The sequence below is a fragment of the Marinobacter sediminum genome, assembly GCF_023657445.1.
GTDB lineage: Bacteria > Pseudomonadota > Gammaproteobacteria > Pseudomonadales > Oleiphilaceae > Marinobacter > Marinobacter sediminum_A.
Map to the genome: position 1 here is coordinate 2075260 of NZ_JAGTWY010000001.1, position 22884 is coordinate 2098143.

Here is a 22884-nt window from a genome sequence, read left to right on the forward strand (position 1 = left end):
CGCATACGGGTTTTACGGATTGTTCAAAATTATAACAACGATAAACTCTATACATATCTGGTAGCCCTGTCACAGGGCCTCATTGAATGAGAGGAGAAAGACATGGAATTCGAATTTGACGAAAGCGTTGTCGTCCCCAGCAACAATTGATTCTCTGGCGGCCCGCCGGGCCGCTGAGCTTTAACTTCCCGTCTCTTGCCCCCCAAAAAGACGCAGACAGTCCCATATTTCGACATGAAACAGTGGTAAAAATTCCGGTTTTTTGGCACTCTTCGGACATAAATCGACAGGACCACCTCCGCCAGGAGCCGCACCTGTGCTGATTGCAGACAATTCGGCCGTCCCGTCTGAGGCGCTCCGATGGGTTCGTTCAACCAATCAGAATAATATATGTCAAAAACCCTCCCCGAAAAGCTGTCGGCCCCCGAGCTTGACTTGCTTTCTCCTATGCTTAACAAGGAGGGTGACTCGTGGACGGCTGATTTCCAGGGACTCAAGCTCCGAACGGCACTTCAACCGATTTACAGCATTTCTCACAAGCGAATTGTGGGCTACGAAGCTCTGATCCGGGCGTTCGACACTGATAATTCAGCGGTTCTGCCACTCCACCTTTTCGAACTGCCCTCGTCCGATGCAGAGAACCTCCTGCTCGATCGTCTGTGCCGATACCTTCATATTCGAAACTACAGCGACATCAGCGACCAGCTAAACTGGCTGTTTCTGAACGTTTCACCGCGTGTCGTCACCAGCGGAAGTCAGGCGGATTCGTTTTTCGGACAATTGCTGGAAAAGACGGGATTGCCTCCACACCGGATCGTGATGGAAATTGTCGAACAGCCCACCGATGATGCCGAGAGACTGAGAGAGACCGTCGCCTACTACAAGAAGCTCGGCTGCCTGACAGCGATCGATGATTTCGGCGCCGGGCACTCCAATTTCGAGCGCATCTGGAACCTGTCGCCGGACATCGTCAAGCTGGATCGCACTCTGCTGACACGGGCCACGGAAGACCACAAAGCGAGACAGATACTCAATGGCATCGCTTCTCTCCTGCATCAGTCAGGCTGTCTGGTGCTGCTTGAAGGGGTTGAAACCCGCGACCAGGCCATGATTGCCATTGATGCGGGTGTGGACTTCGTTCAGGGATTTTTCTTTAAAAAACCAAGCATTGACTTGGGTCAGCTGGGACATGCCCCGGCGGATCTGGACGAACTTCTTCGGGAATACAAGACCCGAAACAAGGTAACTCAGGATCCCACACGGCAACTTGTAGAATTTTTTACCGGCATATTCCAGGATGCTGTGGACAGGCTTTGCGGCGGGTCAGATATGGGCCAGGCATGCGTGGAAATCCTGAATCATCCAGCTGTCTCGCGTTGCTACCTGGTGGACAGTAAAGGAATTCAGATTGACGACACCCTGATTTCCGACGCCGGAATACGGACCCTCGACCCTCGCTTCAAACCACTGGAGAGCACAACGAGTGCTGACTGGTTCCGCCAGACATACCTGCGACAGGCTCTGGCCCAGCCGGAAAGCCTGCATGTAACGGCCCCTTACCTGTGTGTGACCGGCGCCTATATGTGTGTCACTCTGTCCCGGGGCTATTACCACAACGGTGAACTCAGGGTGCTGTGCTGCGATATTCTCGCAAACCCGTCGCCCTACTCGCTTAGCCAGGGCTGATTCCGTATACCACCGAAATAACCGACACAGTGACGGCGCCGATAAAGACATTCATCGGCAGACCGACGCGTACGAAGTCTCCAAACCGGTACCCTCCTGGTCCGAATACCATCATATTGGTCTGATAGCCCAGTGGCGTTGCGAAGCTGGCTGAGGCGGCCATCATCACAGCAATCACGAAAGGTTCCGAGGCCACGCCCATACTTGCTGTCATCGATAGCACCACCGGTATAACGAGCACTGCAGCGGCATTGTTGGTAATGACTTCGGTCAGGACGGAGACGGCAAAGTATACCAACAGGATAGCCAGCAGAACGTGCCCCTGACTGAGCCCGAGAATACCTTCGGCCATGTAATTCGCTGCACCGGTCTCCTGGAGCGCCGCCCCGAGGGCAAAGGAGGCGGCAATGGTCAGGATTACCGGGACATCCACCGCTTTTTGCGCCTGCCCTACGGAGCAACAGCCTGAAATAATCATCAGAGCCGCACCCAGCAGTGCCGCATTCAGCATGCTCACAACACCACAGGCTGCGAGGCCAACCAGGACAAGCAGGATACCCCACGAAAGCCACGCCCGGTCATGGCGCGGCCTTTCCGTTTCCAGATCGTTAATAAGCAGAAAATCCTTGTTATAGCGCTGCCGACTGACGAAGGCCGGCCGAGCTTCAAGCAACAACACATCCCCGGGCTTCAACCGGATATTGCCCAGATTGCCAGATACCCGCTCCCCTCCGCGCGCCACCGCCAGCACGACCGCTCCGTAACGATCCCGAAACCGGGCATCACGAATAGTCAGGCCAAGCACATCAGACTGTGGCGACAGGGCCGCCTCCACCAGGCGACGCTCTGCCCGGTCTTTGCTCAGACTGGGTTCATCTTCGTGTACAGAGGGAACGATGCCGTTAATGCGCAGCAAATCCGAAATGGCCTGAGTGTCGCCGGCGAAGACCAGTCGATCCCCTCCCCTCAGGCGCTCTTCCGAGGGAACAGCGGTTACAACACTGCCATCCCGCTCAATTTCAACCAGATAAAGCCGTTCCAGCTCACGTAACCCGGCCTCACCGACGGTCTTACCCACCAACGGGCCATCGAAGGACACGGCCACTTCGAGGGTAAACTCTCGCATGGATCCAAACTTGTGCTGGTCTTTCCGGTCTGGCAAAAACCTTGGCATCACCAGCAATATCACCGCAACACCAATAACCGCTACAGGCAGGCCGACAGCGGTAATGGAAAAGATCGAGAAGCCCGGCTCTCCTGTCAGCTGCTGATATTGGCCATTCACCACCAGATTGGTGCTGGTGCCAATCAGGGTCAGGGTACCGCCGAGAATTGCGGAGTAGCTCAAAGGAATCATCAGCTTCGATGGCGCAATACCAATCTTGCGTGACCAGGCATGCACCGCCGGGATCATGGTGGCGACCACTGGCGTGTTATTGAGGAAGCCGCTTAGCAGAGAGACTGGCAGCGCAATCCTTGCCTGGGCACTGCGAATGGTTTTGGGGTTTCGGAGAAGGTGGTGAACAAGCAGGTCAACACCGCCGGAATGATTGATGCCGGCAGCAACCACGAACATGGCAACAACGGTAATCAGACCACTGTTACTGAATCCTGCAAGGGCCTGGTCGGCCGAGACGATACCACTGGCACTGAGCACCACAAGCACGCCCATCATCACCATATGGGGTGCAAATCGCCCAACACTCATCAGTATTAGCGCTGTGCCCGCCAGGCCCAGCGCAAACCAGCCTTGCCAGTCCATGTACGGTTCTTCCCGATTACAAAGCTGGCAGGATAACGAGTTTAATGAATACTTAGAAAGAATAAAGGATGCTTTTTATAGTACCTTAAGGAATACTAAACCGCGACATCCGCGATGTTGCCATAGGTCTCGAGCCAGGCCCGGCGATCAGACGCACGCTTCTTGCCAAGCAACATATCCATACGGCTGTCGGTGTCGTCACCGTCTTCAATGGTGAGCATGACCAGTCGACGGGTATCAGGCGCCATGGTCGTTTCACGCAGCTGAAGCGGGTTCATTTCACCAAGCCCTTTGAAGCGGGTGACTGAAATCTTACCCTTGCGGTTTTCCGCGGCGATACGATCAAGGATGCCCTGCTTCTCATGCTCGTCCAGTGCATAAAACGTTTCCTTGCCCAGATCCACCCGATACAGCGGTGGCATGGCAACGAATACATGACCGGCGGAAACCACGGGCCGGAAATGCTTCACAAACAGCGCGCACAAGAGCGTAGCAATGTGCAGACCGTCCGAGTCCGCATCGGCAAGAATACAGATCTTGTTATAGCGCAGGCCTTCGAGCTGGTCTGAGCCAGGGTCAACACCAATCGCAACAGCAATGTCATGAACTTCCTGAGATGCCAGAACCTGACTGGGATCCACTTCCCAGGTATTCAGAATCTTGCCCCGCAGCGGCATAACCGCCTGAAATTCACGATCACGGGCCTGTTTTGCAGATCCTCCCGCTGAGTCACCCTCCACCAGAAAGAGCTCCGAGCGAGCGGTGTCGCCGCCAGAACAATCTGCCAGCTTACCCGGCAGCGCCGGGCCCGAGGTTACCTTTTTCCGCGCAACCTTTTTGCTGGCGCGCAGACGGCGCTGGGCATTATTTATAAACAGTTCTGCAAGGGCCTCAGCCACATCCGTATGCTGGTTCAGCCAGAGACTGAACGCGTCCTTGACCACACCGGAAATAAAGGCAGCGGCTTCCCGGGAAGATAGGCGCTCCTTGGTTTGCCCGGAAAACTGGGGTTCCTGCATCTTGAATGAGAGCACATACGCTGCTCGCTCCCAGATATCTTCCGGTGAGAGTTTGACCCCGCGGGGGAGCAGGTTCCGAAACTCACAGAACTCACGCATGGCTTCCAGCAGGCCTGTCCGCAACCCGTTAACATGGGTGCCGCCTTGTGCGGTCGGAATCAGGTTTACATAGCTTTCCACGACGGCTTCACCGCCTTCGGGCAGCCACTGAATAGCCCAGTCCACTGCCTCCTTATTCCCGGAGAAGCTTCCGGTAAACGGATCCAGAGGAACGGCTTCAATGTCCGCCAGCGCAGTGCGGAGATAATCCCGGAGGCCACCTTCATAACACCACTCGTCCTTGTCTCCGGTTTTTTCCTGCAGGAAGGTAACCGTCAGCCCCGGACAAAGCACAGCCTTGGCGCGCAGATTATGTCGCAGACGGCTGACCGAGAAATTTGGACTGTCGAAGTATCTGATATCCGGCGTAAATTTAAGGCGGGTGCCGGTATTGCGTTTACCGACCGTATCAATCACTTCCAGCTCTGAGGCCTTATCGCCATTCGCGAAGGTCATCCGGTGCAGCTGGCCATCCCGTTTGATGGTGACTTCCAGATGCGTCGAAAGGGCGTTGACCACCGATACGCCGACCCCGTGCAAGCCACCGGAAAAGTTGTAGTTCCCCTGGGAGAATTTACCACCGGCATGGAGCCGGGTGAGAATCAGCTCAACGCCCGGCACCCCGTGCTCCTTGTGAACATCAACCGGCATCCCACGGCCATCGTCCTCAACACTCAAAGACCCGTCGTTGTAGAGAATCACATCAATCCTGCGGGCATGGCCGGCGAGCGCCTCGTCCACACTGTTATCGATAACTTCCTGGGCCAGGTGGTTGGGGCGGCTGGTATCGGTATACATCCCCGGCCGCTTGCGGACCGGGTCCAGGCCGCTCAGTACTTCAATGGCATCGGCGTTGTATTGTTGCTGGCTCATAGACAGGAAGTCACTCCGCGATTGGAATAGAAAACTGAGCCATAGCTTAGGGATTCGTCGGGAAAGATCAACGGTTGTTTTCAACCGGCGTGATGCGTATGCCATTCCAGCCGGACGCTGTCACTGCGATGACAGCGCACGGCGTCGTCAGCGCCTGGCTTACTATCATTCCCGGCTCTGGCTCCCGAACGCTCACCGCCAGCTCAAGTCGCTCGTCTACAATCTTTGAGCCGGCGAGGGTGACACTGAAACCACCAGTCGGTTTCTGGCCCAGCGCAGCCAGAACAACGTGCTCGCTTTCGAAATCAATGGCCCTGAGCGGTTCCAGTGACATGTTTCTGGCAGGCAACGCCTCAAGACGCCCCACGTCTGCCTCGCTCTTCAGATGCACATGCCCCGGCGCAGTCAGTCCACAATGCGCCGATTGGGCGATCTGCCTCGCCAGAGGAGCACCCGCAGTCGTCTCAGTCTGGCTGACGGCACAACCCGCATTCAGGGTAGCCGCCGCCAGCGCAGCACTGGTAATAACTTGGCGTAAGCGGGTCATGGTCGGGCAACAGCCTTCTGGTTAGCGCTATCAGCATCTGGTGACAGTAACCGGTATCCCCTGAAATCGGGCCTCGGTAACTGACCAGGAGAGGCAGCGGAAATGGACGGTCGGGCGTAACTGGTTGTCATGCGAACGCCCTCAACGGACTGACCTGCCTCAATCAAAATTTCTTCCCGGAGCCCCGCAACGGGGTATTCGGCGCAGGCTTCACCTGCGTGGCAAATCAGTCCGTCGTTATCCAGGTCGGTTCCCGCAACCAGAATATAGTTCCCTGGCGGAACCTCATTGAGTGATCGTGGCTCCACGCCGTCATCAGGCACAAAAGCAAATGGGTACTGGCCGTCTTCTGCGACCACGCTCACCTGGGCCACAGTGTTGTAGAAATCCCCCTCAGGATCGGGATCGACCAGAAGAACGAAATGCCGGCCGGCATTCCGGGCCTGCTGATCGGTCACTTGCTGCCCCACTACCGGAATCTCAAGAGTACGGGGCTGGTCGCTGGTGTACTCCACAGAGATGGTGGCTCGCTCGGAAATGCCAGGTTCCAGAGCATCCGGGTCGAGGGTCATTGCAACCTCAAAAGTCGTGCCGGTGTCACCAGGCGAAGGGGCCGCATCGAGGATTAGCCAATCAGGGGGGACCGATACTGAATCGATGGTAATATTACCGGGATCTGCGCCATAGACCTCCAGAGCAACGACTGCAGAGAGCACGCCTTCAGACGATAAAGTCACGATTGCGGGCGTTGCCGTGAGAATGTCCGGAATAACAGCACTGGAGGCGGCCAGAACCGATTTACCGGCATCCATCAATCCCCACCCGAGCCGGGTTGTCCGGGGGCATGGCTCCGCATCACACGTCGCTACTGTCAAATCCCCAGCCATCAGTAACGCATTGATGTCAGCATAACCGAGCGCCGGATTCAGGTTCTTCATCAACGCCACCACCGCAGATACGTGGGGGGCAGCCATGGAAGTGCCCTGCAGACCGATATATGTCTCTCGAAGAGTTCCGTCAATTACGCTGGCACTGGTGCTGACGACCAGATCACCGCGGCCATCCGCGTTGCCGTCACGACTGGCGTCACCCCCCGGCGCAGCCAAATCGACCCAGCTGCCGAAGTTGGAATAGGAAGACAACTCCCCTGCACCATCAACAGCACTAACTGCAAATACATTGTTGAAAGCGGCCGGATAGGAGGGAACATCTGTCGCGGAGTTACCGGCCGCTGCGACAAAAATGACTCCGCGGTTTGTTGCCACGTTGATGGCATCCTGCAAGGACTGGATATAGGGCAAACCACCAAGGCTCAGATTGACGATATCCGCCAGAGGCGACCCGTTTTCAGGCCCGGCAACCCACTGCAGAGCCCGGAGCAGGTCGGACGACGAACCGCTACCGCCCTCACCCAGAACCCTAACGGGCAGCATTGTGGAGTGATAGGCGACACCAGCTCCACCAGAGTTATTCACCACAGAGGAAACGGTACCGGAAACATGGGTACCATGATAAACACTACTCCCCACATCATTTCCTGGATCCGTTGGATCATTGTCTGGCCCGGGAACACCATCATTATCAAACTCTGCGGAGACAAAATCGGTACCCGCTGGCAACTGCGGGGGAACGTTAGCCAAAATGTCGCTATGCCAGCCCTGGGAGCTGGAAAACAACCCGGTATCCATGACCGCAACCGTAACGCCCGCACCTCCTTCAGTAGCAAATTGCCAGGCCGTCGGAGCATTCAACAAACCATAGTGCCATTGCTGTTCCGGATAAAGGGGCTCATCCAGGGGTGTTTCCATCGTCAGCATCCGGTAGTTCGGCGTCGCGGAAATTAATTCCGGCTCTTTCTTCAGCCCCCGAATCCAGTTCAGCGTCGCTGACTTCCCATTCGGCGCGCCAAGCGTGGATTGAACTCGCGACTGTATCTGCCAGACCCCCGGAGCCAGCTCCTGTTTGAGCTCAACACTGTTTAGGGCCGTTAGTGATTGCGCAGACACTCTACCGGAGCCATTCTGAAAAGCCACAATGGCCTCGCCTTCAACAAAATCATAATCAGCCCAGCGGAACGACAGGCCATTGACGGTGTCGGCTACCGACGTGGAAAGGATATAGAGCATGGGATTTACGCCGACGGCCTCAACCAGAACCGAGTATGTCCCGTCAGCGGCGGTATCAGGCAGTGAAACGCTTACCTGGTTCGTCTGGCTCGTAGTGGAAGCCGAGGCGATGACACCATTATCATCCAACAGGGACAAGCTCAGAGACGAAACGCCCTCACGGGTAGCAAAGGCCTGCAAAGAAACTGTCTGGCCCGCAAGCAGGCGCATGGCAAACTCATCGTCCGGATCCGCAAAGTAACTGGCGTCTGCCAATCCGTTTATGGCCGGGTAGCTGTCCGCTGAAGCACTGACATAACCGGCCAGGATATATTCCTGAGGTAAAAGCTGAGAATTGCCAAGTGGTGCTCCAGTTAACGCCAGCACATCAGCACTGTCACTATCCACCCGGGTTCCGCTTTCAATATCAATGAGACCGGACAGGGCAAAGTCGACAGAGTCGACATCACCACCAGAGCCACCACCACACCCGGCTAGAGCCGCGAAGATGCTGGCGGCGCCTACCACTCTGAGGGCTATTTTTTTGCCTGATTTTGCCCGCATGTTCAACATTCCCCGCGCTTTGACAAAGCATACATCAACCTGTCACCCGGTTTATTTACCGAGTGTTAACCAATACGCCAAGCCTCCAGCCCCGGATGGTAAAAGCCGCCGGCAGGTTATCCGGCCGACGGCTTTCAGCATATCAATAAAAGGTTACAGCGCGTAGAAAAGCATCGGCACAAAGGCAACCAGTCACAGGGTTGACCCCATGACCGCCAGCGGCAGAATCATCAGACGCGCTTCAAGGCCATCATAGCCATGACCTCATCAGTCAGCCCGTCCAGAGTCAGCCCACCACGCCCGGGCTTATACCAGGTAACCGTCCAGCTCAGGGCACCCGTCAGCATCCGGCGCACCACAAACGGATCTGCTACAAGAGACCCTTCCTGCTTCAATGACTCCAGAACATCGATCCAGAGCTTCTCGTAGATGTCTCTCAGTTCGAGTACGTCCGCCTGAGATACCTCCGACAGACTCCGCCACTCGAACACCAGCACCGCCATTGCCTCGCCAGTCTGGCCATTGATGGACTCCAGTTCGGCCCGCACCAACGCCCGCAACTTTTCCCTTGCAGAGCCGGCAGCATCCACGGCTGCCTGCATCAGAGCCGTGTTCAGGCGGATGGTCTCCACCATGACAGCCTTCAGGATTTCCTCCTTGGTTCGGAAATGATGAAACAGGCTGCCCGACTGAATACCAACTGCTGCTGCGAGATCCCTGACAGTTGTACGCTCATAGCCCTTGTCACGGAAAAGGCGGGCTGCTTCTTTCAACAACCGTCCGCGGGCGCCATTGGGGTCGGAGACAAGGTTTTCAGCGATCAGTGTTTGCAGAATATCGGTTTGATTCACGGAGGTTTCCAGCAGTCGAAACAGACCAATAATACTACCTCACATTCCCCTGTTTACAAACCAAGCGCTTGCTTGGTATTGTCATTTTATCTTAGAGCACCGTGCCGATCAGTCACACCTCAGGCCGGCGAAAGAACAACAAGGCAAACAGAGATGGTAGATTCCGACAACAATACCGCGTCACCCATCCGTATCGGCTGTTCAGCCGCTTTCTGGGGTGATACCGAAACTGCGGCAGCGCAACTGATCCGCAAGGGCAACATTGACTACCTGGTGGCGGACTACCTGGCCGAGATCACCATGTCCATTCTCGCTGGACAAAAAATGAAGGATCCATCTCAGGGCTATGCCCGGGATTTCGTGCAGACCGTCATGGGCCCTCTGCTCACGGAGATTAAAGAGAAAGGGATCCGGGTTCTGGCCAATGCCGGCGGCGTGAATCCCATAGCCTGCCGCGATGCGCTCCAGGCACTTTGCGAGAAGGCGGGCGTTGATATGAAGATCGCCCTGGTTCTGGGCGACGATGTGCTGGCGAAAAAGAAGAAACTTGGCGATGCAGGCGTTATCGAAATGTCCACGGGCCAGCCCATGCCACCGATGATGGTCAGCCTGAACGCCTACCTGGGGGCTCCCGGGCTGGTAGCCGCCCTGGAGCAGGGTGCGGACATCGTGATCACCGGTCGTGTGGCTGACAGCGCGCTGGTGCTGGCACCACTTGTCCACGAATTCGGCTGGAACTGGAAAGACTATGACAAGCTGGCTCAGGGCAGCCTCGCCGGTCACCTGCTTGAATGCGGTGTGCAATCTACCGGCGGCAACTTTACCGACTGGGAAGAGGTGGCTGATGGTTATGCCGATATGGGATTCCCGATTGCCGAAGTCAGCGAAAACGGTGATTTTATTCTCACCAAACCGGAAAATACCGGCGGCCAGGTAACCCGGGGCACGGTGGCAGAACAACTGGTCTATGAGATCGGCGATCCCCGGGCGTATCTGTTGCCGGACGTTACCTGTGACTTCACTGGCGTTTCACTGGAGGAGACCGGAAGCGACCAGGTTTCTGTCCGGGGTGCGAAGGGGTTGCCGCCCACCAACAGTTACAAGGTTTCGGGCACCTGGCCCGACGGTTTCAAGTGCACGGTTACCTTCCTGCTGGCTGGTATGAATGCCCCGGCCAAGGCACAGAAAGTTGCCAACGCCATCCTGACGAAAACATCCCGACTGTTCAGTGAACGGGGCCTGCCCGACTACTCCGAAACCAGCGTCGAGCTGCTCGGCACTGAAGCCACCTATGGCCACCACAGCCGAATGCACGATTGCCGGGAGGTCGTGGTCAAGATCAGTACCGCACACCCGAAGAAAGAGGCGCTGGTACTGTTTTCCCGTGAAATAGCCCAGGCCGCCACTGGCATGGCGCCAGGCATCACCGGCATCGTTGGTGGCCGGCCCACCGTGTGGCCCAAGATCCGACTGTATTCTTGCCTCGTGCCTAAAGCCGAGGTGGCCGTATCCATGGATCTGGCGGGCGAAAAGCAGCCGGTTACCGTCGCACTCGACGGTGGCTTTGACGCAGCCCAGCTTACTGCAGAGCCAGACGTACCGGAAAAACCGGAAACCGATACCACCGTTCCGCTGGTCAACCTGGCCTGGGCCCGCAGCGGGGACAAAGGCGACCACACCAACATCGGTGTCATTGCCCGCCACCCGGACTTTGTACCATTTCTGGAAGCGGCTCTTACCGAGGCGGCCGTCACCGAGTGGATGGCCCATACCCTGAATCCGGAGACTGGCAAGGTCACTCGCTGGGCAATGCCGGGCCTTCATGCTTTCAATTACCTGCTGGAACACAGCCTCGGTGGCGGCGGCGTCGCCAGCCTGCGCATTGATCCTCAGGGCAAGGCTTTTGCCCAGCAGCTTCTCGAATTCCCCGTTCCCATCAGCCAGGCCGTTTTGGAGAAAGGACAGCAGTCATGAGCTATCAATCCATCTTTCATCCTGACCTTTTCAAGGATCAGGTCTTTATCGTAACTGGCGGTGGCTCCGGCATTGGCCGCTGTACCGCTCACGAGCTTGCCGCCCTTGGAGCCCGGGTCGCGCTCGTTGGCCGAAAGTCGGAAAAAGTAGAGAGCGTGAAAGCCGAGATTATCGAGGATGGCGGCCTCGCCACCGCCCACGTGTGCGACATCCGGGAAGAGGAATCGGTAAAGGCGACCGTAACAGCGATTATCTCCGAACATGGTGGCCTGAACGGCGTCGTCAACAACGCCGGGGGGCAGTTTCCCTCGCCCCTGGCCGGTATTAACCAGAAGGGCTGGGAGACGGTAGTCCGTACCAACCTGACCGGCGGCTTCCTGATGGCCCGGGAAGCTTACACCCAGGCGCTATCCAGGACCGGCGGCGCCATCGTCAACATCGTCGCCGATATGTGGGGCGGAATGCCCGGCATGGGCCACTCTGGTGCCGCCCGCGCTGGCATGGTGAATTTCACCCAGACCGCTGCAGTGGAATGGGGTGCATCCGGTGTGCGTGTGAATGCCGTGGCACCCGGCTGGATTGCCTCCAGTGGCATGGATAACTATCCGGAACACATGAAGCAGTGGATTCGCAGCCTGGGCGACAACGTGCCCATCAAGCGCATGGGCACCGAATCGGAAGTCAGCGCCGCCATCTGCTTTCTGCTCAGCCCCGGCGCAGCGTTTATCAGCGGTGATTGCCTGCGTATCGATGGCGCCGCCTCCCAGGGTGGGCGCGTGTGGCCTTTCCCGAAAGCGAAGAACAACGAGCCGTTCAACGGGTTTCACCGGGCGACAACACCAAAAGTGCTGAGCGAGGACTGAGGAAACCACCATGCAAGTACTGGAAACCAGCGTGAATCCCCAGTCTGACGAATTCCGGGCCAACACGGATGCCATGGATGCCCATACCCGAACCTTCCGGGAGGTGGAGCAAAAGGTTCTGGACCTGGCCGAAGCCGCCCGTGAAAAGTTCATCAAGCGCGGCAAACTGCTCCCAAGGGATCGCATCAACCGCCTGCTGGACCGGGGCACACCGTTCCTGGAACTCTGTTCACTGGCCGGTTACAAGATGCACGACGACAAGGATGGCAGTCTGGCTGGCGGCAACATCATCGCCGGCATCGGCATCGTCAGTGGTATTCGTTGCCTGGTGGTTGCCAGCAACAGCGCCATCAAGGGCGGCACCATTACCCCGGCAGGCCTGGACAAGACCCTGCGCCTGCAACAGATCGCTGCAGAAAACAAACTGCCGGTGGTGTCACTTTCTGAAAGCGGTGGTGCCAATCTTAACTATGCCACTGACATTTTCGTACAGGGTGCCCGGGGCTTTGCCAATCAGGCCCGCATGTCCGCAGCCGGTATTCCGCAAGTGACTGTCGTGCACGGTAACGCCACCGCCGGTGGCGCTTATCAGCCAGGCCTGTCGGATTATGTTATTGCAGTACGTGGCAAAGCCAAGATGTTTCTGGCCGGCCCTCCGCTTTTGAAAGCTGCAACGGGCGAAGTCGCCACCGACGAGGAACTCGGCGGTGCGGAAATGCACGCGCAGGTTGCCGGGACCGCCGAATACCTGGCAGAAGATGACGCCGATGGTATCCGCCAGGCGCGCAACGTCATGGAAGCCCTGTCCTGGAACGAACAGCTGCCTCCCCGGTGGAAACTGTCGTGGGAAGAACCGCTTTACCCGGCGGACGAGCTACTGGGCGTTATTCCTTCCGATGCCAAAAAGCCCTATGACGTCCGCGAGATCCTGGCACGCATTGCCGACGGCTCGAAGTTCATGGACTTCAAGAATGAATTCGACGATCAAACGGTGTGCGGCACCATCCGCATCGAAGGGCATTCGGTGGGCATCATCGGCAATAATGGTCCGATTACCCCCGCCGGTTCGGCAAAAGCTGCACAGTTTATCCAGCTCTGCGACCAGGCCGGCACCCCTCTGCTGTTTTTGCATAACACCACCGGCTTCATGGTGGGCACACACTCCGAACAGAACGGGATCATCAAACACGGGTCAAAAATGATTCAGGCCGTGGCCAATTGCCGCGTGCCAAAAGTCGCAATTGTGATCGGCGGTTCCTATGGTGCAGGTAACTATGCCATGTGCGGGCGCGGACTGGACCCGCGCTTTATCTTCGCCTGGCCCAACAGCCGAACCGCCGTTATGGGGCCGGCCCAGGCCGGAAAAGTAATGCGCATCGTGGCTGAAGACAAACAGCGCCGAAGCGGAATCGAGCCTGACCCGAAAACGCTGGATTTTCTGGAACAGGCGACGGCTAAAAAACTGGAAGACGGCTCTACCGCTTTATTCGGCACCGCGAGATTATGGGATGACGGACTGATTGATCCCCGGGACACCCGGCGTGTTGTGGCGCTGGTGCTGGATGTTTGTCGGGAGGCAGAGGTTCGGCCGTTGCGGGCTAACACGTTTGGCGTTGCCCGCCTGTGAGCCGGGCAACGCCCCATTTTCAGGCATTGGGGGTCCCTCGCCCCTGCCGCCCCAGCTAAAAAACGTGCCCAAAATAAAAAAGCACGAACTAACAACCAGGAGAACAAGAACGTGAAATTCACAGCCGAACACGAAGCCCTGAGAAAAACCGTTCGCGATTTTGTGGAGAAGGAAATCAACCCTCACTGCGACGAATGGGAAGAAGCCGGTGAGTTCCCGATTCACGAACTGTTCAAGAAACTCGGCAAACTCGGCATTCTCGGCATCCAGAAACCGGAAGAATATGGCGGTATGGGCCTTGATTACAGCTACAACCTGGTGGCCGCGGAAGAACTGGGCATGGCTCATTGCGGCGGGGTGCCGCTTGCCATCGGCGTACAGACCGACATGTGTACCCCTGCGATTTCACGTTTTGGGTCGGATGAACTAAAGCGGGACTTCCTGGCTCCGGCCATCGCCGGTGACATGGTTGGCTGTATCGGCGTAAGTGAGGTGGGCGCAGGTTCCGACGTGGCCGGCATGAAAACCACCGCAAAGAAAGACGGCGATGATTACATCATCAACGGCTCCAAGATGTGGATCACCAACAGCCCGAAAGCAGACTTCATCTGTCTTCTGGCCAATACCAGCGATGACAAGCCCCACAAGAACAAGTCGCTGATTGTCGTGCCCATGAAATCCCCCGGCATTTCCTTCAGCCCGCACCTGAACAAGCTCGGCATGCGCTCCTCGGAAACCGCCCAGATTTTCTTCGACGATGTCCGCGTTCCCCAGCGCAACCGCATCGGTGCCGAGGGTACCGGCTTCATGATGCAGATGCTGCAATTCCAGGAGGAACGGCTCTGGGGTGCCGCCAACGTCATCAAGGCACTGGAGAACTGCATCAACCAGACCATCGACTATTGCCGCGAGCGCAAGACCTTTGGCCAGCCACTGATCGACAACCAGGTGATTCATTTCCGGCTGGCTGAACTGCAAACCGAAGTCGAAGCCCTGCGCGCCCTGACCTATCAGGCCTGCGAGCTTCACATCGAAGGCAAGGACGTCACCAGGCTTGCGTCCATGGCCAAGCTGAAAGCAGGACGGCTGGGGCGGGAAGTGACGGATAGCTGCCTGCAATACTGGGGCGGCATGGGATACATGTGGGACAACCCGATTTCCCGCGCGCACCGGGATGTTCGCCTGGTTTCCATCGGTGGCGGGGCCGATGAAATCATGTTGGGGATCATCTGCAAGCTTATGGGGACACTGCCCGGCAAACGGAAAGACTGAACCGTGGTGCAAGACCGGCATCCCGGTGTTGCTTTCCAGAACACGCCCTCGAGTACGTCCCTGTAGGGCTCGATTCGGGCCATCCATGGCCCTCAACGGTCCTGGAAAGCAACACCGAGCTACCGGCCCCAGATATCACTCGTGGAGTCGTTTTATGGAATCTTTACCTCATTGCGAAACACTACTTCTGGAAAAGCAGGGCCCGACTCTGTTCGTCACCATTAACCGCCCGGACGTCCGGAATGCCATGAGTCTGCAGATGGTAGCGGAGCTGTCGACGGTGTTTTCACAAGTTGAATCCGATCTACACATTCGCGCTGTCGTCATTCGCGGTTCCGGTGGGCATTTCTGTGCAGGTGGCGACATCAAAGACATGGCCGGCGCCCGAGGCCAGAAGCCCGCCGAGGGCGAAGCTGACCCGTTTTACCGACTAAACCGGGCCTTTGGCCAGATGATCCAGCAGGTCAACGAATCCTCCAAAGTCGTCATCGCCGTGACCGAGGGTGCGGTCATGGGGGGTGGTTTCGGCCTGGTATGCGTTTCTGATGTTGCCCTTGCAGGGCCTACCTCGAAATTTGGCATGCCAGAAACCTCCCTGGGCGTTATTCCCGCACAGATTGCCCCTTTTGTGGTCGAACGAATCGGGCTCACCCAGGCACGCCGCCTGGCTCTTCTTGGGTTGCGTGTCAACGCAGGCGAGGCGTGCCGTTTGGGTATTGTTCACCAGGCTGCAGAATCGGAAAACGGGCTGGAAGAAATGCTCACACAGGCACTGAATCGTGTTCGCCAATGCGCACCGGCCGCCACGGCAGAAACCAAAGCCCTGCTCCACCGGGTGGGTGAGGAATCCATGAGCGGCTTGCTCGACAGCGCCGCAGAGAAATTTTCCGAAGCCATCCGTGGCAGCGAAGGCGCCGAGGGCACCATGGCATTCATGCAGAAGCGTCCGCCAGCCTGGGCAGGCGATTCTGAATGATTGCGGAGCTCGCGGACCTGCACCCAAGGAAGAGAACAACAAAATGCTGAGTAAACTGTTGATTGCCAACCGTGGTGAAATCGCGGTTCGGATTATTCGCACCGCCAAGGCCCTTGGATACCGAACCGTGGCCGTCTACTCCGAGGCAGACGCCCGATCCCTTCACGTCGAACTGGCCGACGAAGCCGTCTGCATTGGTCCGGCGCAGGTTGCTGCTTCCTACCTGAACGCGGAAGCCGTTATCGACGCTGCCCGCAAAACCTGCGCTGACTGCATTCATCCGGGTTACGGCTTCCTCTCCGAGAACGCCGGGTTTGCGAACGCCTGTAAGGAAGCCGGTCTGGTCTTCATCGGGCCGCCTTCCGGAGCCATTGAACTGATGGGCAGCAAGCGCCGCTCCAAGATTGCCATGCAGCAAGCCGGCGTGCCGGTGGTTCCCGGATATGAAGGTAACAATGCCAGCAATGACGAGCTTATCGCGGCCGCAGCTGACATCGGTTACCCGCTCATGATCAAAGCCTCCGCCGGTGGCGGTGGCCGCGGCATGCGCCTGGTGAACCATGAGTCAGAACTGACAGACAATATCAAACGGGCCCGCTCCGAAGCCAAACAGGCCTTCGGCGACGACGAGCTGATCCTGGAAAAAGCCGTCATCGAACCCCGCCACGTGGAGATTCAGGTGTTCGCAGATCGCCATGGCAATGCGGTGTACCTCGGGGAACGGGACTGTTCTGTCCAGCGCCGGCATCAAAAAGTAGTCGAGGAGGCCCCTTCCCCGTATGTAACCCCGGAACTTCGCGCAGCCATGGGAGAGGCTGCGGTGAAGGCGGCCCTGGCTTGCGGCTACGAGGGTGCAGGCACGGTGGAGTTTCTGGTCGACAAGGAGCGCAACTTCTATTTCCTTGAAATGAACACCCGGCTGCAGGTAGAACATCCGGTCACCGAACTCATTACCGGTCAGGATCTGGTAGCCTGGCAGCTTGCCGTCGCTGAGGGCCGCACCCTGCCCCTGCGGCAGGAAGAGATTCAACTGAACGGCCACGCGATCGAAGTGCGACTCTACGCCGAAGACCCCGCCAACGGCTTTACACCTCAGACCGGCCCCCTCTATGAATTTAAACCCGCCGAGAGCGAAGGCCTGCGCTTCGATACCGGTGTACGCTCAGGCGATACCGTCACGCCCCACTATGACCCCATGCTGGCCAAGGTCATCGCCTGGGGTGAAAATCGCGATGAAGCCCGTCGTCGCCTGATCCGTGCACTGGAAGATACGACTGTGTTCGGGGTCACTACCAACCGGTATTTTCTCAGCCGCATCATCGCCGATGAAACCTTCGGTGCCGGCGAAGCCACGACCGCGTTCCTGCAACAGGGATTCAGCAACGACCCCTCACTCCAGCCGCAGAAACCCGATATTCGTGAACTGGCCCTGGCTGCCTGCGTGCTCGATCATGGCACTTCGGGCCAGACCGCCTGGAGCAATGCACCAGCAACCATGACACCGATGAAGCTTGAAAGCGGCGACACCATCGTTGAGCTCCTGGTCAGCCGGACCGGCAAGCGACTGACCTTCACCATGGATGATACCCGGCATGACCTCGTTCTTGAGAGTCAGCAGGATGGCCTACTGTGCATTATCGACAACGGCGTCCGTCAGCATTGCCAGTATCACCGCGAAGGCGTTTCCCTTTATTTGCAGACGTCTGGCCGATCATGGTCGGTTCGGGACGTGACCCATCAGCCGGCAGCCGGCGCAGACGCTGCCGGTAGTGGCCGTGTGCAGGCATCCATGGACGGCGGTATCATTGAAGTACTGGTGGAGCCGGGCCAAAGTGTGCGTCAGGGCGAGGCACTGGTCATACTTGAGGCGATGAAAATGGAGCATCCGGTCAAGGCAGACCGCGATGGCATTATTGGCCAGGTCTTCGCCAACAAAGGTGATCAGGTGAGACGCAGCCAGTTACTGGTTGAAATTACCGCCGAGCAGCCGGCCGAACAGAAGACACAACCATAACGAACCTGCGGAAAGAGCATGAGCCAAGACAACATAAACGCCCTCGACATTGCACGCCGTCTTCCTGACGTGCTTCGGCGCCTCCCCTTCATCGCCCGCGGCTTTTACTACTACGCGGTAAAAAATGAGAGAAGCGAACTCACCCTTGGCACATTGATTGAACGCAATGCCGAAAAATACGGCAATCGGCCCGCCGTCCTCTTTGAGGATCGCAGCATCACCTGGAGCGAACTCAATGCCTGGGCTAACCGCATTGCCCACTTTTTCCGGGACCAGGGACTGGCCAAAGGGGATTCGATTGCTGTCTTTCTGGAAAACCGCCCGGAACTCCTGGCCGTTGTTGCTGGCGCAGCCAAGCTTGGCGTGGCTTGCGCCATGCTCAATACCTCCCAGAAAGGGAAGGTACTTGAGCACAGCATAAACCTGGTAGAACCCAAAATGGTGGTGGTGGGTGAGGAACTCACTGAGCCCTTTGACAGCATCAAGGCGGACCTGACCACCAGCCACGCCAACCCCTTCCTGTTCCTTGCCGACACGAATACCATGAACGCCTTTGGCGATGCTCCTGACGGCTTTCTCAACATGGCCGAGAAGGTAAGCGCGTTCAACAGCGACAACCCCATTCTCAGCAACCCACCCATAATGGGTGACACCGCGATCTATCTGTTCACCTCGGGCACAACCGGCCTGCCGAAGGCCGCCCCCGGCTCACACCGCAAGTTCATCATGGCCTATGGTGGCTTCGGCCTGATGTCTCTCGCTATGGAACCCGAGGACGTTCTTTACTGTACCCTGCCTCTTTACCACGGCACGGCTCTGCTGGTGTGCTGGGGTTCTGTTCTGGCCGGAGGCTCGGCCATCGCCTTGCGCCGTAAATTCTCCGCCAGCGCCTTCTGGGACGACGTGCGCCGCTACCATGCCACCACATTCGGCTACGTAGGCGAACTCTGCCGCTACCTTCTAAACCAGCCAGCCAGCGATCAGGACCGCAATCACAGCCTGACCAAAATGATCGGCAACGGCCTGCGCCCCTCGATCTGGAAGGAGTTCAAGGAACGTTTCGGTATTGAAACCGTGGCCGAACTCTACGCTTCGAGCGAGGGCAACATTGGTTTCAGTAACTTCTTCAATATGGACAACACCGTTGGCTTCTCCACAGCTCCCTATAAACTGGTGAAATTCCACGAAGGCACCCGAGATCCCATCCGTAATAAAAAAGGCTTTACGGAAGAAGTGCCCAAGGGCGAACCGGGACTGCTGATTGGCGAGATCACGAAAAAGTGGTCATTTGAGGGATACACCCAGAAAGAGGCCACGGAAAAATCCATCCTCCGCGATGCATTCAAGAAAGGCGACGCCTGGTTCAACACCGGAGATGTCCTGAAAGAAATCGGCTGTTGCCACCTTCAGTTTGTCGACCGCATGGGCGATACCTTCCGCTGGAAAGGTGAAAATGTATCCACCAACGAAGTGGAAAACATCATTGACGGCTCCGGCATGGTCGAAGAAGCCATTGTCTATGGCGTGGAGATCCCGAAAACCAACGGTAAGGCGGGGATGGTGACGCTGGTGCCACACAGCAATGGCAGCGAGTTTGACGTCAACAAACTGTTCGCCTACCTCAAGGCCAACCTGCCCGCCTACGCTATTCCCGTGTTCGTGCGGATAACCCGCGCCATCGAGAAAACGGGGACCTTCAAATACCGTAAGGTGGATATCCAGAAAGCGGGTTACTCACTGGACCGGAACAACGAAGAGGTGTTTGCCTGGTTACCAAAAACCGAAGGCTATACGCGGCTGACGCCTGAGTTGGTTGCCGATATAGATGGTGGAAAGGTCAGCTTTTGATGTTGGCAGGGATGTTTTGGCCCTAGCCTGATAGATCAGTGGGGACTGCACTGGTGGGAACCCCCTCCCATAAACCGCTACAAGCGCACATGGACGTGCTCGTAGCGGTTTTTGGGAAGGCCTGCCCGACATGGCGTTACCACCAGGTCCAACAGGCTACGATCCGGAGCAGACTCAGGAGCCGACCTTGAGCACCACCTTACCGGTAGCACGACGCTCAGTAAGAGCCCCCAAAGCCTTGGCGTAATCCTCAAACTCGAACACTGCGCTGATCTTAGGATCAATCTTGCCTTCGGCGTAAAGCTTCATCAGCTCCATCATGTTCTGGGCGCTGGCCTCCGGCTCGCGCTGGGTAAAGCTACCCCAGAACACACCAACCACAGAGCAGCCCTTAAGCAGCGTCAGGTTGGCCGGAACCTTCGGAATCTCGCCGGCCGCAAAACCGATGATCAGATGACGGCCATTCCAGCCCATGGCACGCAATGCCTGCTCGGTGAAATCACCACCTACCGGGTCATAAACAACGTCCACACCCTTGCCCTTGGTCAGATTCTTGACCGCTTCCTTCAAAGGCTCTTCGGTGTAGTTAATAAGTTCATCAGCGCCAGCTTCTTTGGCAATCGCCAGCTTTTCCGCAGAGCTCGCCGCTGCGATTACACGTGCCCCCATGGCCTTGCCCAACTCCACAGTGGCCAGACCAACACCACCACTGGCACCAAGAACCAGCAGGCTTTCTCCCGGTTGCAGATTCCCACGCTGCTTCAGTGCGTAATAGGAGGTTCCGTATACCATAGTGAAGGCAGCGGCTTTCTCATCCGACATGCCATCCGGTACCGGCAACAGGTTCTGTTCAGGGACAATCACTTCCTCTGCAAAGGATCCGTAACCGGTCAAACCTGCAACACGATCACCCGGCTTGAACCGGGTTACCTTTTCCCCGACTTCGATGACTTCGCCCGCCATCTCTCCGCCCGGCGAAAACGGCATGGTGGGCTTGAGCTGGTATTTACCTTCGATGATAAGAGTATCGGGGAAGTTCAGGCCGGCGGCTTTGACGCGCACCTTAACACCGCGTCCGTTGACTTCAGGGCTTGGCACATCTTCAATAACCAGCTTTTCAGCCGGACCATATTCTTTGCAGAGGATGGCTTTCATGGAAACTCCTGTAACGACGTTGTTGTTTGGCGTTGTTTGAATCTGGCCAGACAGAGACCTGCCCGTTTTCCGAATTCCACCAAGCTAAACAGACTCGCCCCATGAAGCAAATAAAGTTCCTTTATCCAATTTTATAAGCCGCATTTATACGTGGTCTTTGCGGCCTAAAGCAGTGAGCCGGCATAGAATAAAGCGCCCATCAGGCACGCTGCCGCAACAAGCAGCCCCGCTCGCAGGCCGGGAGAAAACGCCTGCACCTTCGCGCCCGACATCGCGGCGCTATCGTAGTTAACCAGCTTATCGCCCTGGCTGGAATTTCGGACCAGCTCGATCATTTCTTCACATTGTCTTGAAGTGAACGACGCAGGATCAAACCTTTCCAGGCCATGGCGTTCCAGGAACCGGCGAACATCCGAGGAAAGCGGCACATACTTCATGGACCAGTTGCTGAACGTCCGATTTTCAAGAGGCTCCTCGATCAGCGTGGTAATATTACGATGTCGGCTGTCTCCCTGAATTCGTGCGTAGGTTTTCCGGACATCCTCCTCCTCACCCTCGAGGTACTGGAAAAAATGATTGTCCCCGTAGTAGAGACCTCCAACGAGATCGCTTTTGCCGTTATTTCGACGGGAGGTCATAAGAATCCGGGCCACGTGGGGTTCTACACCTTGTTCCACCGGCTTGGCTTCGAACGTGGCTTCACTGGCATAAGCCAGACGCATCAGGGACATATCAGAAACTCCGTAAACCAGACTAAATGTAAGCTGGATGCAAGATACGTCCGGGTATGTCGTGATGGATCACAGATGACGTAATAGACGAACCAACTGAGCAGCTCCCCAGGGTGAATCAAAAGCTGTTTTCCGCTATTCTTCGACCACTCGTTTTTAGCGTTAAAACTGCCCTCTGTAATCCCCCTCAGGGTTTACCATGTTCGATATTATCTACCTGCTTGAAATGATTGGGATCGTCGCCTTTGCCATCTCAGGCATGATGGCCGCACGCTCCAAAAATATGGATCCGGTGGGGGTATTTACCATCGGGTTCATCACCGCACTGGGCGGTGGCACCTTGCGGGACCTGATCATGGACAACCACCCGGTGTACTGGATCAGGCATGAAGAGCAGCCAATTCTGATCCTCGCCCTGGCGATTGTCTTCAGCTACTGGAATCGGGCCGCACGAATCCGGGCTTCACGAATCGTGTTCCCGGATGCTATCGGATTGGGAGTATTCTCAATTCTGGGTGCACAACTGGCCCTGGATCTCGGCCACTCCTGGTTCATCGCCTCACTGCTGGGCGTCATGACCGGCACCTTCGGCGGCGCACTTCGCGACACCCTCTGCAACGAAGTCCCTTACATATTCCGGAAGGACCAGGTTTATGCGTCTATCTCCTTCGCCGGCTGTTGGCTATATTTCGTCTGCCAGTGGTACCTAGCCAACGACGTCATAGCGCTAACGATCGGACTGCTGTTTATAACGTCCGTCCGCATGCTGGCGGTGCGCTTCGACATCCGTTTGCAGCGAGATCCCAAACAGCGCTGAATTGGCACCTCATTAATAGCAAACTGTCAATCATCCCTTGGCCTGAAGGCCCACAGTCGGTAAGATTGCCGTTTTTTCACGCAATCCACGTTTTCCGTTTG

Annotated in this window: 16 protein-coding genes; 9 read left to right on the forward strand and 7 right to left on the reverse strand. The window is 56.9% G+C overall.

Annotated elements, in window-relative coordinates; all coding sequences use genetic code 11:
* The first annotated feature begins 390 nt into the window (after window positions 1–390).
* Window positions 391–1686, forward strand: a complete 1296-nt coding sequence (locus tag KFJ24_RS09845) for an EAL domain-containing protein (protein ID WP_250830895.1) — start codon at window positions 391–393, stop codon at window positions 1684–1686.
* Here the strand turns inward: KFJ24_RS09845 and KFJ24_RS09850 are convergent.
* The 5 genes from KFJ24_RS09850 to KFJ24_RS09870 form a co-directional block, all read right to left on the reverse strand.
* On the reverse strand, window positions 1673–3448 hold the full coding sequence (locus KFJ24_RS09850; RefSeq protein ID WP_250830896.1) for an SLC13 family permease: 1776 nt from the start codon (window positions 3446–3448) through the stop codon (window positions 1673–1675). The genes KFJ24_RS09845 and KFJ24_RS09850 overlap by 14 nt on opposite strands.
* Window positions 3449–3543: 95 nt before the next feature.
* On the reverse strand, window positions 3544–5439 hold the full coding sequence (gene parE / locus KFJ24_RS09855; RefSeq protein ID WP_250830897.1) for a DNA topoisomerase IV subunit B: 1896 nt from the start codon (window positions 5437–5439) through the stop codon (window positions 3544–3546).
* Between the two features lie 67 nt (window positions 5440–5506).
* Window positions 5507–5986 (reverse strand): protease complex subunit PrcB family protein, encoded by a 480-nt coding sequence (locus KFJ24_RS09860; protein WP_250830898.1) that lies wholly within the window; start codon window positions 5984–5986, stop codon window positions 5507–5509.
* Window positions 5983–8655 (reverse strand): S8 family serine peptidase, encoded by a 2673-nt coding sequence (locus tag KFJ24_RS09865; RefSeq protein ID WP_250830899.1) that lies wholly within the window; start codon window positions 8653–8655, stop codon window positions 5983–5985. The genes KFJ24_RS09860 and KFJ24_RS09865 overlap by 4 nt, the downstream gene beginning before the upstream one ends.
* A 230-nt stretch (window positions 8656–8885) precedes the next feature.
* Window positions 8886–9506, reverse strand: a complete 621-nt coding sequence (locus tag KFJ24_RS09870) for a TetR/AcrR family transcriptional regulator (RefSeq protein WP_250830900.1) — start codon at window positions 9504–9506, stop codon at window positions 8886–8888.
* A gap of 153 nt (window positions 9507–9659) precedes the next feature.
* On the opposite strand from KFJ24_RS09870, the gene KFJ24_RS09875 reads away from it, so the two are divergent.
* The 7 genes from KFJ24_RS09875 (at window position 9660) to KFJ24_RS09905 (ending at window position 20080) form a co-directional block, all read left to right on the forward strand.
* Window positions 9660–11480 carry an acyclic terpene utilization AtuA family protein gene (locus KFJ24_RS09875; RefSeq protein ID WP_250830901.1) on the forward strand — a complete coding sequence of 607 codons (1821 nt, stop codon included), beginning with the start codon at window positions 9660–9662 and terminating at the stop codon, window positions 11478–11480.
* The gene (locus tag KFJ24_RS09880) at window positions 11477–12343 is read left to right on the forward strand and encodes an SDR family oxidoreductase (protein WP_250830902.1); all 867 of its coding nucleotides are present in this window, start codon (window positions 11477–11479) and stop codon (window positions 12341–12343) included. The genes KFJ24_RS09875 and KFJ24_RS09880 overlap by 4 nt, the downstream gene beginning before the upstream one ends.
* A gap of 10 nt (window positions 12344–12353) precedes the next feature.
* Window positions 12354–13970, forward strand: coding sequence for an acyl-CoA carboxylase subunit beta (locus KFJ24_RS09885; RefSeq protein ID WP_250830903.1), 1617 nt, complete (start codon window positions 12354–12356; stop codon window positions 13968–13970).
* A gap of 111 nt (window positions 13971–14081) precedes the next feature.
* Entirely contained in the window at window positions 14082–15242 is a 1161-nt protein-coding gene (atuD, locus tag KFJ24_RS09890) for a citronellyl-CoA dehydrogenase (protein WP_250830904.1), read from the forward strand.
* A gap of 154 nt (window positions 15243–15396) precedes the next feature.
* On the forward strand, window positions 15397–16218 hold the full coding sequence (locus tag KFJ24_RS09895; protein WP_250830905.1) for an enoyl-CoA hydratase/isomerase family protein: 822 nt from the start codon (window positions 15397–15399) through the stop codon (window positions 16216–16218).
* Between the two features lie 43 nt (window positions 16219–16261).
* Window positions 16262–18232, forward strand: a complete 1971-nt coding sequence (locus KFJ24_RS09900; RefSeq protein ID WP_250830906.1) for an acetyl/propionyl/methylcrotonyl-CoA carboxylase subunit alpha — start codon at window positions 16262–16264, stop codon at window positions 18230–18232.
* 18 nt (window positions 18233–18250) lie between these two features.
* Entirely contained in the window at window positions 18251–20080 is a 1830-nt protein-coding gene (locus tag KFJ24_RS09905; RefSeq protein WP_250830907.1) for a long-chain-acyl-CoA synthetase, read from the forward strand.
* Window positions 20081–20254: 174 nt separating this feature from the next.
* Here KFJ24_RS09905 and KFJ24_RS09910 read toward each other — a convergent pair whose 3' ends face one another.
* Together KFJ24_RS09910 and KFJ24_RS09915 are read right to left on the reverse strand one after the other, a co-directional pair.
* Window positions 20255–21235, reverse strand: a complete 981-nt coding sequence (locus KFJ24_RS09910) for an NADPH:quinone oxidoreductase family protein (RefSeq protein WP_250830908.1) — start codon at window positions 21233–21235, stop codon at window positions 20255–20257.
* A 164-nt stretch (window positions 21236–21399) separates the two neighbouring features.
* On the reverse strand, window positions 21400–21966 hold the full coding sequence (locus KFJ24_RS09915) for a BLUF domain-containing protein (RefSeq protein ID WP_250830909.1): 567 nt from the start codon (window positions 21964–21966) through the stop codon (window positions 21400–21402).
* Between the two features lie 199 nt (window positions 21967–22165).
* Here KFJ24_RS09915 and KFJ24_RS09920 point away from each other — a divergent pair, with 199 nt between their 5' ends.
* A complete protein-coding gene (locus tag KFJ24_RS09920) occupies window positions 22166–22783 on the forward strand; it encodes a trimeric intracellular cation channel family protein (RefSeq protein WP_250830910.1) in 618 nt (205 codons plus the stop codon).
* The last annotated feature ends 101 nt before the right edge of the window (window positions 22784–22884 follow it).